This is a genomic window from Clostridium sp. TJA020, assembly GCF_058310295.1.
Genome location: NZ_JBZEFC010000001.1, coordinates 578,463 through 591,346 on the forward strand (window position 1 = coordinate 578,463; position 12,884 = coordinate 591,346).

Genomic DNA, 12,884 nt, shown 5'->3' on the forward strand with positions numbered 1-12,884 from the left:
TTAAAATTGTTTGAAACTATCTAAAAGTATTGTTACAGGTCCATCATTTTGTATATCAACTTTCATATCCGCTCCAAATTCTCCAGTTTCTACTTTTAATCCTGTTTCTTTTAACATATTTACAAACTCATTGTAAAGAATTTTAGCTTCTTCTCCACCTTTAGCATTCATAAAATTAGGTCTTCTACCTTTTCTACAATCACCATAAAGTGTAAATTGTGATATAACTAAAATTTCTCCTTTTATATCTAATAAAGATTGATTCATTTTATAGTTTTCATCTTCAAAAATTCTAAGATTAACTACTTTATCTTTTATATATTTTAAATCCTCTATAGTATCTTCTTTTGATATTCCAATAAGAATATTTAATCCTTCATTTATTTTTCCTACTACTTCACCATCTACTTTTACACTAGATGAAGAAACTCTCTGTACTACAGCTCTCAAAATGAACACGTCCTTCTTTAATTATTAACTCTATATATATCAATTACCCCTCTAATTTTTCTAATAACCTTCATAAACTCCTTTAATTGCTCTATTGAGTTTATTTTTATTTTTATATTTATAGTTGCAACATTTCCTTTAGATGAATTCGCATTTAATGAATTTAAAGGTAATCCTTTTTCACTAATAACACTCATTATTTCAGCTAATATCCCAGTTCTATCTTCTGTTCTTATTTGAACCTCTGCTATATAAGCTGAGCCCTTTGCCTTTCCAAAGCTAGCTTCAACTATTTTTTCAGGTTCATTTTTAATTAATGCTTTTACATTATTACAATCTTTTCTATGAACAGATACTCCTCGCCCTTTTGTAATATATCCAACTATATCATCACCTGGCACTGGATTACAACATTTTGCAAATCTAACCATTATATTACTAAGGCCTTTTACAGTAACACCATAAGTTTTTTGGTTATCTTTTTCATGTTTCTTTTCTTGCTTTTGTATTTGTTCTTCAATATTTTTTTCTAAAGCTTCTTTAGCTGCTTTATCATCTATATTATCTTCTTTAAGCCTTGATACAAACGATGATGCTGTTATTACTCCAACACCTATATTAGCATATAAATCCTCTAAATTATGTATATTGTATCTCTTAAGAAGTTTGTTATAAACATCTCCCTTTGCAATATCATTAAATACAACACTTTGTTTCTTAAGTTCTTTTTCTAGGATTTCTTTTCCTTTTTCTATATTTTCTTCTTTTTTTATCTTTTTAAACCATTGTCTAATTTTACTCTTAGCTTGATTACTCTTTACAATATTTAACCAATCCATCTTAGGACCTTTTGTACTTTTAGAAGTAATTATTTCAACTATCTCTCCAGTCTTTAACTTATAATCTAAAGGTACTATTTTACCATTAACTTTTGCACCAACACATTTATTTCCTATATCAGTATGTATTCTATAAGCAAAATCTATTGGTGTAGAACCACTTGCTAAATTTATTACTACACCTTTTGGAGTAAATACAAATACTTCATCAGAAAATAAATCTATTTTAAATCCTTCTATAAATTCCTCAGCATCTGATGTTTCTTTTTGCCATTCTAACATATCTCTAAGCCATGCAAGCTTCATTTCAAAGTCAGCACCCTTATCATCTTCGCTTCCTTCTTTGTATTTCCAGTGAGCTGCTATACCATATTCTGCTGTTTTATGCATTTCAAAGGTTCTTATTTGAATTTCAAAAGTTTTACCTTGCGGTCCTATGACGGTTGTATGCAGTGATTGATACATATTAGGCTTTGGCATAGCTATATAGTCCTTAAATCTTCCTGGTATTGGTTTATAAATAGTATGAACTATACCAAGTACTCCATAACAATCTTTTACTGAATCAACTAAAATTCTTATTGCAGTTAAGTCAAATATTTGTTCTATATCTTTATGTTTTTTTACCATTTTTCTATATATACTATAGAAATGTTTTGGCCTTCCTTCTATATCAGCATCAATTCCTGCATCATCTAATTTTCCTTTAAGATCCTCTATAACAGAATCAATATAAGCTTCTCTCTCTACTCTCTTTTCAGCAATTTTATGTACTAAATCATAATATTCTTCTTCATGCAAATATCTAAAACTTAAATCTTCAAGTTCCCACTTAATTTTAGACATACCAAGTCTATGAGCAAGAGGTGCATAAATATCTAAAGTTTCTTTTGCTTTTTGTTTTTGCTTCTCTTTTTTCATATATTTAAGAGTTCTCATATTATGAAGTCTATCTGCTAATTTTATTATAATTACTCTTATATCTTTAGCCATAGCTAAAAGCATTTTCCTTACGTTATCAGCTTGCTGTTCTTCTTTTGTCTTATATTCTATTTTGCCAAGTTTTGTTACACCTTCAACAAGATTTGCTATTTCTTCATTAAATTCATTAGCCATATCTTCATATGTATAATCTGTATCTTCTATAACGTCATGTAAAAGACCTGCAGCAATAGTGCTAGTATCCATACCAAGTTCAGCTAATATACATGCTACGTCTATTGGATGTATTATGTAAGGTTCACCTGATTCTCTACTTTGATCTTTATGAGCTTCATTAGCTAAGTTATAGGCTTTTTTTATCGTTTCAATGTCAACATTATTGCAATTTTTTTCTATATAATTAACTAAATTCTCTATCATTAGGAATACGCCCCTTAAAATAGTATTAAACTATAATTATTTAAAATCAAAGGCTGGTTTTTTAACCAGCCATTATCTATTATTATATAATACCGTCAAAACATTTTCAATGATTTTAAACATCATACTGTGTTAATGACATTACATCGTAACCTTTAAGTTTATCTCTTCCTTTTAATTCTGTAAGTTCTATTACAAAATCTAATGAAACAACTTCTCCACCAGCAAGTTCTACAAGTTTTGCTACTGCTTCTATTGTTCCTCCAGTTGCTAATAAATCGTCAACTATTGCAACTCTTTGTCCTTTCTTTATAGAACCTTTGTGTAATTCTAAATTATCTGTACCATATTCTAAATCATATGCTATTGATATAGTTTCTCCTGGTAGCTTACCAGGTTTTCTAACTGGAATAAATCCAACACCTAATGCATAAGCAACAGGAACTCCAAATATAAACCCTCTAGCTTCTGGACCTACAACTACATCTATCTTTTTGTCTTTTAAATGCTCAACTATCTTATTAACAGATTCTCTTAATCCTTCTCCATCTGAAATTAATGTAGTTACATCTTTAAAACTTATTCCCTCTTTAGGAAAATCTTCAACTATTCTTATTTTTTCTTTTAAATCCATTTTGATTCCTCCAATATTTTAAGAATTACATCCTAACAATACATTATAATGCATTTAAAACTGCCTTATTCTTGTATTATATAAATATTTTGCTATTTGCTCTGCTCTATCTTCATCATCAGTCGTAATTAGTTCTAGAACTATTCTAGCATTATTTAATTTTCCAACAGCACTTGTAGTTGGAGTTATTAAATTTATAATTTTCTCTATATTCTCGTCATCAAGTTCTTCTATATTATTAAAGTTAATTATAGCTCTTAATCCAATGTTATTTGTATTGTCTAAAAATTTCTTACCTTCTTTTAGAAAAATAGCATTTTCTCCACTACCTTTAGAACCTGCCCACTTTGTACCAATTAAAATCAAATCCAAATATTTATTAATACTTTTCATATTGTAATAAATGGCTATAGCTTGCATTAATTTAAATGTTAAAGCACTTAATGATAAATTTTTATATCTATATTGACAACATTTTTGATTAGGATTTATATAAATATAATCTTTCTTTTCATTAATAATTTTATTCTCTATAACTATTAAATCTATTCCAAGCCTATCACAAAGTTCAACCTCTTCTTGTGATGCTAAATCCACTCCTAATGTAATTAGTAATTCTCCCCCTAAAAAATCTATTTTTGTTTTTATATCAAAAGAATCTACCTTTTTACATTCGTCTCCACCATCATGTATTAAATATTCTACATCTGCATTTAAGTATCTTAAAACTAAGCTTAAGGAAGCAATTGCACAAATACCATCAACAGTGTTTATTCCATATATAATGATCTTTTCCCTATTATTAATTGCTGTAACAAGACGTTCTATTGACTTGTTCATATCTTTCATAATAAAGGGATTATATCCTTTTATGTAATTAGGGCAATATATACTCTCCCAAAACTTACGCATCACTTACTATCTCCTCCACAAAATTAGAAAACAATAATATTATAATTTAAAACAGAGCATTTGACAAATATTTATGTAAAAAAGTTAAAAAACCTTCAAATTTATTTTGAAGGCTTTTATATTTAGACATAATCTTATAAGTTATGCTTTTGTTTTTTTATTATTATTTCTTCTTTTTTGAAGAGCAACCCATAAAGGTGATGCTATAAATATTGATGAATAAGCTCCTGTAGCTATACCAATTATAAGTGGAAGAGAAAATTCTCTAACAGTTGGCACAAAAATATTAACTGCTACAATTGTTATAAGAGTTGTAATTGTTGTATTAATTGATCTTGACATAGTTTGTGTTAAACTCTTATCAGCTATTTCAGTTGGAGAACTTCTTCTCATAATCTTTGAATTCTCTCTTATTCTATCAAAAATAACTATAGTATCATTTATTGAATAACCTACAACAGTTAATATAGCCGCTATAAATGGTGAGTTAACTGTTATATTAAATATAGCATAAAAACTAAGAGTTACTAATATATCATGAATTAGGGCTACTAAAGCCGCAATTCCAAATCTTATTTCAAATCTTATTGCTATATATATAAGCATGCACACAAATGCTATACCAATTGCTATAATAGCTTTATCTGTTAATTCTTTACCAACTGATGCACCTATTTCATTTTGAGAAACTAATGCTTTATCACCAATTTTAAAATCTTTCTTAAATTGATCATAAATTTCATTAACTTCTTTTGATGGTAAATTAGGTGATTTTATTTCATATTGTGTTGAATTTACAGTATTAGTTATTGCATCTTTATCATATTTTTTAACAATTTCATCTGCCTTTTGTTTATCAAATTCTTTACCAAAATCAAATACAACTTGTGTACCACCTTTAAAATCTATACCAAAATTAAGACCTCTTGTGAACATAAAGCCTAATCCCACAACTATAAAAATAAGGGATAAAGTAATCCATATTTTTGCATGTTCTATTATTTTCAACATAGCTCTACCCCCTTTTCACTTTCACTCTAAACAGAGATGGTTTGCTTAAGAAGCCAGCAGCTAACGCTTGATTCATTAAGAATTTTGTTACTATAAGAGCCGTAAATAAACTTACAACTATACCTATCATTAATGTTATAGCAAATCCTTTAACTGATCCAGACCCTACAAAATAAAGAACCAATGCAGCTATTATTGTTGTTACATTTGAATCAACTATTGATGAAAGTGCATTATCAAAGCCTTTCTTAACTGCTGATTTTGGTGAAATACCATTTCTAAGTTCTTCCCTTATTCTTTCAAATATAAGTACATTGGCATCTACTGCCATACCTATAGTAAGTAAGAATCCAGCTATACCTGGAAGTGTAAGTGTTGCTCCAATTTCAACAAACACTAGAAGAACTAATGTAACATATAATGTTAAAGCAATTGATGCTATTATACCTGGAACTCTATAATATAAAATCATAAATATGAATATTAAACTTATTCCAATCACTCCTGCTTTAACGGCATTTGGTAATGCTGTTTCACCAAGTTGTGCTCCAACAGTTTGTTGTGATAAAGCTTTTATACTAACAGGTAATGCTCCTGAATTTATAAGTCCTGCTAAATTTTTAGCTTCTTCAACACTACTCATACCAGTAATTACAGCTTCACCATTTGTTATTTGGCTTTGAACTGTAGGATTTGTAAGTTGTTGATCATCCATATTAATTGATATTTGTTTTCCTAAATATTTTTGAGTAGCCTCTGAAAATAATTTAGTTCCTTCATTATTTAATTCAAGTGAAACAACAGGCTTTCCATTTTGTTGATCAAGCATAGATGTAGCTTTTTTTACATCCTTACCAGTTAAAATTACCTTTCCATCTGGCGCCTTAAAAGTAAGCTCTCCTGTTTTACTTAAAGCATCTACTATACCTTGTGAATTATATTCTCCAGGTATATCAACTCTTATTTTATTATCACCTTCTGTAGTAACTACAGTTTCAGCTACTCCAAGCTTATCAACTCTTAATTTTATTAAATCTTTTGTTTTCTGTAAATCTTCATGACTTACATTTTCATCTTGAATTCCTAAAAGCACAGAAACTCCACCTTGTAAATCCAACCCTTTAGTTATAGCTTGATTGAAAGATTTTATCTCCCAGCCTCCAATTTTAACTCCTCTGAAGCAAACTATTGCTAAAATTATTATAACTAGGGTACAAAGCGTAAAAATAAATGTACTTTTTCCTTTTCCTTTCATTTTTATCCCCCTTCGGTTCAGTATAAACACTATTGTATAGTGCCCAAACTAATACTTAAATATTCTTTTTATAATTTTACATTTATTGGTATAAATTTCTATAAATCGCTTTTAATTATACCATAATATAATATCATAATAAAGTATTATGTAAACATTTCACTTTGTGATTAATTCAATCTTATTAAATAAAAAACACCACTTTTGTGGTGTTTTTACTTTTTAAATTATTTTTATTTAACTTCAGCTTCCTCTTTATTTAACTTAGTTGCAATTGAATTTTTAACTAATTTTATTTTTGTTCTATCTGAGCTTGTTTCTATTACTACATGCTCATCTGACATTTTAACTATTTTACCAACGATTCCGCCTCTTGTCATTATTTCATCATTAACTTTTAATGAATCCATCATTTGTCCATATTGCTTCTTTCTCTTCTTTTCTGGAAGAATTATCATAAAGAAGAAAAGACCAAATATTAAAACCAATGGTAGTATTTGATATAAAATTGGCATTTTGTACACCCTTTCCTTGTTTAAGTATCATTTGGAACTTATATCCCTAAAATGAGTTTACATTTATTTCATTTTGTTGTCAACAAAACATTTAAAACTATTATTAAATACTATTATTTTTTATTTCTATTCCACTCACTTAATTTTTGTTCTTTAAACTCTTTAAATCTATCTTCATCAATGGCATTTCTTATATCTTCCATTAACTTATTGTAAAAATAAAGATTATGAAGTACACAAAGTCTCATAGCAAGCATTTCCTTAGCTTTAAATAAATGTCTTATATATCCTCTTGTGTAATTTTTACATGTAGGACATTGACATCCTTCATCTATAGGTCTTTTATCTAATTCAAACTTTTTATTCATTAGATTAATCTTACCTTCTCCTGTAAACACATGACCATGTCTACCATTTCTTGCTGGAAGTACACAATCGAAAAAATCTACTCCTCTATCTACAGCTTCTAAAATATTTTCAGGCGTTCCAACTCCCATTAAATAGATAGGCTTATCTTGTGGAAGGTGTGGTACAACTGCATCTATTGTTTCATACATTTCTTCATGAGTTTCTCCAACTGCAAGTCCTCCAATAGCATATCCATCTAAATCCATCTTTGATATAGTCTTTGCATGTTCTATTCTTATATCTTTAAATGTGGCTCCTTGGTTTATACCAAATAACATTTGTTCTTTGTTTATAGTGTCAGGAAGTGAATTTAATCTATCCATTTCTTTTTTACATCTTTCAAGCCATCTTGTAGTTCTTTCAACTGATTGCTCAACATATTTTCTAGGTGATGGTATCTCTATACATTCATCAAATGCCATAGCTATAGTTGAGGCTAAATTACTTTGTATTTGCATACTTTCTTCAGGTCCCATAAATATTCTCTTACCATCTATATGAGAATTAAAGTATACACCCTCTTCTTTAATTTTTCTAATTCCTGATAATGAAAATACTTGGAATCCACCTGAATCTGTAAGTATAGGTCTATCCCAATTCATAAATTCATGAAGTCCCCCCATTTCCTTAACAACTTTATCTGATGGTCTTAAATGAAGATGATATGTATTTGAAAGTTCAACTTGACATCCTATTTCCTTTAAATCCATACTTGAAACCGCACCTTTAATAGCAGCTAATGTTCCTACATTCATAAATACTGGTGTTTCTATAGTTCCATGTGGTGTTACAAATCTACCTCTTCTTGCTTTCCCGTCCTTCTTTAACAAAGTATATCTTTTGCTCAAAAATTTCACTCCTTTAGTTTCTAAGTCAATTACTTTTTATTTAATAAACATAGCGTCTCCAAATGAGAAGAATCTATATTTTTCTTTAACTGCTTCATTATATGCATTTAATACATTATCTCTTCCTGCTAATGCTGAAACAAGCATTATTAATGTTGATTCTGGTAAATGAAAATTAGTTATTAAATTATCTACCACTTTATATTTATATCCTGGATATATAAATATATCTGTCCAACCACTTGCTTCCTTAACTGTACCATCATCTCCTGCTATAGTTTCTAATGTTCTTGTTGATGTAGTACCTACTGCTATAACTCTCTTGCCATTTTTCTTCGTATTATTTATTATATCAGCTGATTCTTTTGATAATTGATAAAATTCTGAATGCATAATATGATCATTTATATCATCAACTTGAACTGGTCTAAATGTTCCAAGACCAACATGTAAAGTTAGATAAACTATATTTACTCCTTTTTCTTTTATTTCTTTAAGTAATTCTTCTGTAAAGTGAAGTCCTGCAGTTGGTGCAGCGGCTGAACCTTTTTCTTTAGAATATACAGTTTGATATCTTTCTCTATCTTCTAATCTTTCATGTATGTATGGAGGAAGTGGCATTTCTCCTAATGAATCTAGAACTTCTTCAAATATTCCATCATATTCAAATTCTATAATTCTATTACCTGTATCTAATACTTCTAAAACTTCACATTTAAGTTTTCCATCTCCAAACTCAAATCTTCTTCCAGGTTTTGCGCTTTTTCCAGGCTTAGCTAAACATTCCCACTTATCTCCCTCAAGTCTTTTAAGAAGTAAAAATTCTATTTTACCACCAGTACCTTCTTTAGCACCTATAAGTCTTGCTGGCATTACTCTAGTATTGTTTAAAACAAGAGTATCACCTTCATTTAAATATTCTATTATATCCTTAAAAACTTTATGTTCTATATCACCTGTTTTCTTGTCAAGAACCATAAGTCTTGAAGTATCTCTTTTTTCTAATGGATGTTGTGCTATTAATTCTTCTGGTAAATAAAAATCAAAATCGCTTACTTTCATTTATTTCGTCTCCTTACTATATTTAAAAAAACTTTTTTTGTTCTCCTTTATTATGAGCACTAATACTTCTTCCTAAGTGCTTATATGCTTTTTCAGTTGCTACTCTTCCTCTTGGTGTTCTTACTATAAATCCTTTTTGTAACAGATAAGGTTCATATACATCTTCTAATGTTCCAAGTTCTTCTCCTATAAAATAAGATAAGGTTTCTATACCAACAGGTCCACCTTTAAAATTATCTATTATAGCTTCTAATATTTTATTATCAACTCTATCAAATCCTTGACTATCTACTTCTAAAAGTTTAAGAGCTTCTCTTGCTTCTTTATAACTTATTAAATTATCAGATTTAACTTCAGAATAATCTCTAACTCTTTTTAATAATCTATTAGCTATTCTTGGCGTACCTCTTGATCTTCTAGCTATTTCAAAAGCACCTTCCTCTGTTATAGAACAACCAAAAACTAAAGCACTTCTAACTATTATATCCTTTAGTTGTTCATCTGTATAATATTCCATAGAGCATAAAACCCCAAATCTATCTCTAAGAGGTGATGTTAACATTCCTATTCTTGTAGTTGCACCTATAAGAGTAAATTGTGGCAAATCAAGTCTAATAGATTTAGCAGCTGCTCCTTTTCCTATAACTATATCAAGAGCATAATCTTCCATGGCAGGATAAAGAATTTCCTCAACATTTCTATTTAATCTATGAATCTCATCAATAAATAAAACATCATTATCTTGAAGAGTAGTTAATATTGCAGCTAAATCACCAGCTCTTTCAATTGCTGGACCAGATGTAACCTTAAGATTTCCACCCATTTCTTTAGCTATAATGTTAGCTAATGTAGTTTTTCCAAGTCCTGGGGGGCCATATAATAAAACATGGTCTAATGCTTCATTTCTATTTCTAGCTGCTTTTATAAATATATCTAATCTTTCTTTAACTTTATCTTGACCTATATATTCATTTATTTTTTGAGGTCTTAAACTTAATTCTCCAAAATCTTCATTAAGTTCATTAGGTGTAATAATTCTTTCCAAAAATCTCACCTACCCCATTAAAACTTTTAAGCAATCTTTTATCATTATTTCTACAGTATTTTCTTTACTTATATTTTTAATAGCCATATTTGCTTCTTTTTCACTGTATCCTAATGCTAAAAGTGCTCCTAAAACTTCTGAAACTTTAAATGCATAATCATCATCTACTGAAGGTATATTTTCATTTATATCTCCATCTTCAAATAATTCATCTGGTTTTAACTTATCTTTAAGTTCTAATATTATTCTTGAAGCAGTCTTTTTACCTATTCCAGGAGCTCTACAAAGATGTTTATCATCTTCAGTCATTATTGCATACTTCAAATTATTTATTCTACTAATTGATAAAAGTGAAAGTGCAGCCTTTGAGCCAACTCCATTTATTCCAAGTAATAATTTAAACATATTTAATTCTTCTTTTGATAAAAATCCATATAATCCAATAAAATCTTCTCTAACTATTTGTTCTAAATAAAGCATAACTTCTTCACCAATAGATGGCATTTCTGACATAGTTATTCCTGAAGAAAATATTTTATATCCTATACCATTATTTTCAATGATTAAATAATCTTTTATTATTCCTATATATTTTCCTTTTATATATTCATACATTTATACTCCCCCTTTCCAATATGCTGGATGAAAGTATGTTCCCATACAAGTCTACTTATTACTTTATCATTTTAATTAAAATCTTTCAAGAAATGATAACAATAAAAAAAGGACTATATAATTAGTCCTAATTTTTACGTAATAAGTTCCATTATTTTATTTTCTACTTCTTCTATATTTTTGCTACTAAAATATTTAAAATTTTTAATTTTTTCAGCATCAGTATCTCTAAACATATCTATAGACATTTCATCTGAATAAACTTTTTCTTTTTTAAGTTCCCCATTATTATCAGCTTTATATATAGCTAAATATCCATCACTTTCACCAATATAATAAGTATCTTTCTCAAAATCACTACTAACTTTATCTTGACTATTTCTTCTATATATAAATCTATCATTTGATTTTTCTACTAATTCATATCCGTCTTTCAATGCTTGTTTTGTTAGTAATTCTTCTGTTAATCCATCCTTCAAATTATTAATTTTTATTAATTCTTTAACAGTTGTTGTTTTATCTCTCTTTTCATTAGTATAGAAAGAAATAATCAAATCATCTCTAAGTGTTCTTCCTTTTGCTATACTAGATGAATTAACTTCTTCTACCTGCATACTATTTTGCTTTTCAAGTTCTCTATTCTTAATACTTTTTGATGTTAAATAATATGTTCCACTAAAAAGAATTATAATACCTAAAAACACTATACTTAAATAAATTTTTCTTTTATGTTTCATTCTTATCACTCCTTATTGGGTATTTTTACCACAATAAAGAGTTTTATTCATTTTTTATAAAAATTTATTTTTATTTATACATATAAAAATCTTTTAATTCTTCCAAATCAAAAGAAGTTAGTCCATACTCTTTTTCAAAGTAATTCTCATAAGTTTCATATTTATTTTTTATAGCATTTAAACTTAATTGTATAAACGACCTATTAACCCCTAAAATTTCTTCTATTAACTTCTTTGTTTTTTCATCTTTAATATAATTACTACACATATTAATTACTTTTTTATTAAATTGCTCTCTATTCTCATTACTTTGTAAATAATCTTCTATTACTGTTTCTTCATCTATTCCTAATGCTAATAATAAAAGAGCAGATCCTATTCCTGTCCTATCCTTTCCTGCAGTACAATGCTGTAATATAGCTGTATTTTTTGGGTTTTTAAAAAGCTCAAATAATTCTTTGTATGCAGGATTATTAATTGGCATATTTTTATAAGCATCTTTAAGTAACTGTTCTGGAGTTATTGTAATTTCTTTTCCTTTCAATATTTCGGAAATATAACTTATCATATCTAAATTTTCACTTTTGCTAGTTTTTTCTTCAATATTCATTCCAGATATATTTATATTCTTAACTCCTTTTACTTGTATATCTGGATTTTCAAGTACTTCCTCTTTTGATCTATAATCCAATACATATTTTATTCCTAAAGTCTCAAAATATTTTAAATCATCATTTTTTAAATTTGAAAGATCTTCTGAACGATAAAATAATCCCCATTTAATCATTCTTCCTTTTTTATCTATATATCCTCCTAAATCTCTAAAATTACTAAATTTTTCAAGAGGTAATATTCTTTCTGCAAGAATAAGTTCTCCACTTTTGCATACAATTTTATAAAAAGTTCTATTTAAAGGTTTTGGATCTTTAAATTTTATTGTATTTTTATTATAAAAATCCATTAAAAATATTTCTTTTTCTTCTAATTTATTTTTATAAAATATTTTTCCACTTTCTGTTTTATTCAGTTTAATTTGTATATAATCTTCTTTTCTAATTAAAATTCCACTTATATTATTCATACGTACCTACCCTCTTAAATTTTTCCTATATATACCTAATATAATTATATATCTAATAATTTATTATATTTATGTTTACTAATTATTTTATTGAAAAATAATTATTTATT

General features: G+C 27.7%; 13 protein-coding genes. All 13 read right to left on the reverse strand.

Translation table 11 applies throughout. The features are described from left to right. Positions 1-450 (reverse strand): D-aminoacyl-tRNA deacylase, encoded by a 450-nt coding sequence (gene dtd, locus AC4FQ1_RS03045; protein ID WP_303128618.1) that lies wholly within the window; start codon positions 448-450, stop codon positions 1-3. A gap of 17 nt (positions 451-467) precedes the next feature. Continuing rightward, positions 468-2,651, reverse strand: a complete 2,184-nt coding sequence (locus tag AC4FQ1_RS03050; protein WP_491146806.1) for a RelA/SpoT family protein — start codon at positions 2,649-2,651, stop codon at positions 468-470. Between the two features lie 115 nt (positions 2,652-2,766). After that, on the reverse strand, positions 2,767-3,285 hold the full coding sequence (locus AC4FQ1_RS03055; RefSeq protein WP_303128625.1) for an adenine phosphoribosyltransferase: 519 nt from the start codon (positions 3,283-3,285) through the stop codon (positions 2,767-2,769). A 54-nt stretch (positions 3,286-3,339) separates the two neighbouring features. After that, complete coding sequence (locus AC4FQ1_RS03060; protein WP_303128717.1) at positions 3,340-4,197, reverse strand: DHH family phosphoesterase; 858 nt, start codon at positions 4,195-4,197, stop codon at positions 3,340-3,342. 141 nt (positions 4,198-4,338) lie between these two features. Continuing rightward, entirely contained in the window at positions 4,339-5,208 is an 870-nt protein-coding gene (gene secF, locus AC4FQ1_RS03065; RefSeq protein WP_491146805.1) for a protein translocase subunit SecF, read from the reverse strand. A gap of 4 nt (positions 5,209-5,212) precedes the next feature. After that, the gene (gene secD, locus AC4FQ1_RS03070) at positions 5,213-6,463 is read right to left on the reverse strand and encodes a protein translocase subunit SecD (RefSeq protein ID WP_491168903.1); all 1,251 of its coding nucleotides are present in this window, start codon (positions 6,461-6,463) and stop codon (positions 5,213-5,215) included. 233 nt (positions 6,464-6,696) lie between these two features. Beyond that, entirely contained in the window at positions 6,697-6,978 is a 282-nt protein-coding gene (gene yajC, locus AC4FQ1_RS03075; protein ID WP_303128631.1) for a preprotein translocase subunit YajC, read from the reverse strand. A 113-nt stretch (positions 6,979-7,091) separates the two neighbouring features. Continuing rightward, positions 7,092-8,234, reverse strand: coding sequence for a tRNA guanosine(34) transglycosylase Tgt (gene tgt, locus AC4FQ1_RS03080; protein WP_303128633.1), 1,143 nt, complete (start codon positions 8,232-8,234; stop codon positions 7,092-7,094). A 36-nt stretch (positions 8,235-8,270) separates the two neighbouring features. Then, positions 8,271-9,296 carry a tRNA preQ1(34) S-adenosylmethionine ribosyltransferase-isomerase QueA gene (gene queA / locus AC4FQ1_RS03085; RefSeq protein WP_491168904.1) on the reverse strand — a complete coding sequence of 342 codons (1,026 nt, stop codon included), beginning with the start codon at positions 9,294-9,296 and terminating at the stop codon, positions 8,271-8,273. A 22-nt stretch (positions 9,297-9,318) separates the two neighbouring features. Next, the gene (gene ruvB, locus AC4FQ1_RS03090; RefSeq protein ID WP_303128637.1) at positions 9,319-10,341 is read right to left on the reverse strand and encodes a Holliday junction branch migration DNA helicase RuvB; all 1,023 of its coding nucleotides are present in this window, start codon (positions 10,339-10,341) and stop codon (positions 9,319-9,321) included. 9 nt (positions 10,342-10,350) lie between these two features. Then, positions 10,351-10,956 (reverse strand): Holliday junction branch migration protein RuvA, encoded by a 606-nt coding sequence (ruvA, locus tag AC4FQ1_RS03095; protein WP_303128639.1) that lies wholly within the window; start codon positions 10,954-10,956, stop codon positions 10,351-10,353. A 134-nt stretch (positions 10,957-11,090) separates the two neighbouring features. Continuing rightward, entirely contained in the window at positions 11,091-11,693 is a 603-nt protein-coding gene (locus AC4FQ1_RS03100; protein ID WP_303128641.1) for a hypothetical protein, read from the reverse strand. 70 nt (positions 11,694-11,763) lie between these two features. Then, positions 11,764-12,774: a tyrosine-protein phosphatase gene (locus AC4FQ1_RS03105; protein WP_491168905.1), complete on the reverse strand. Its 1,011-nt coding sequence runs from the start codon at positions 12,772-12,774 to the stop codon at positions 11,764-11,766. Positions 12,775-12,884 lie beyond the last annotated feature (110 nt).